Annotated in this window: 2 protein-coding genes and 1 pseudogene; all 3 read left to right on the top strand. The window is 63.2% G+C overall.

The genetic code is table 11. The annotated features are described in order from the left end of the window. Positions 1–96 carry a DNA -binding domain-containing protein gene (locus AACY52_RS32435; protein WP_370468062.1) on the top strand — a complete coding sequence of 32 codons (96 nt, stop codon included), beginning with the start codon at positions 1–3 and terminating at the stop codon, positions 94–96. 139 nt (positions 97–235) lie between these two features. Continuing rightward, complete coding sequence (locus AACY52_RS28870) at positions 236–520, top strand: AlpA family transcriptional regulator (RefSeq protein WP_212236871.1); 285 nt, start codon at positions 236–238, stop codon at positions 518–520. 22 nt (positions 521–542) lie between these two features. Further along, positions 543–721, top strand: a pseudogene (locus AACY52_RS28865) (RepA replication protein); the annotation flags it as partial.

The following is a 721-nucleotide window of genomic DNA, read 5'->3' as shown; positions in this document are numbered from 1 at the left end:
CTGCGCAACCGCACCATCCGCTTGGTGCAAACCGGGCTTGCGCTGATGCGCGGCGGCTATCGCGAACTGCTCCGTCCGAGCCGCCGCAAGAAATAGCTGATGATGTCGGTGAGGAGGGGTGCCGAAATTCGACACCCCATCATCGGCATCCCCCTGCGCTTGCCTTCTTCGCCATCGTCACAACAGACGCGCCGCGAACCGCTGTGGCGCTCCATGAGACGATGGAGCTTCTGATATGTCCGATCCGAACGCCGGCTTGCCGCCCCGATACCTGCGCACGCCCGAAGCCGCGCGATTCCTCAGTCTCTCCGGCCGGACACTGGAAAAGCACCGGACCTACGGTACCGGTCCCACTTATCGAAAGCTTGGCGGTCGCGTTGTCTATGCGATCGCCGATTTGGAAGCCTGGGCCAAACGCGGGATCCGCGAATCAACCTCAGATTCCGGTGCTGGGACCGTGTTGCCCGCTAAACGGCATCCGGCGGCTTTGCGCCCCTACGCCGGCCAGACGCGCCGCTGATCGTTACGGGAGCGCAGTAACGATGCGACGCAGACCCCGTTCAGAACGCGAGCAGCTCGACCTGTTCCGTGCGCTTCCCGGCGATCTCGCAGCCCGCGATGCCCAGGATCTCATGGCCTATCCGTTCTTCTCGCTGGCCAAATCCAGGCGCATCGTTCCGATCGATTTTCGCGCAGGCAAGATCGCCATTCGTGTCGAGGC

The organism is Pseudomonas sp. EA_65y_Pfl1_P113, from assembly GCF_963970525.1.
GTDB lineage: Bacteria > Pseudomonadota > Gammaproteobacteria > Pseudomonadales > Pseudomonadaceae > Aquipseudomonas > Aquipseudomonas tritici.
This window is presented reverse-complemented; position numbering and strand designations above follow the sequence as displayed.

What these genes read in the sequence shown, in the direction of transcription:
- AACY52_RS28870 (WP_212236871.1), top strand. Translation starts at nt 236, where the DNA reads ATGTCCGATCCGAACGCCGGCTTGCCGCCCCGATACCTGCGCACGCCC.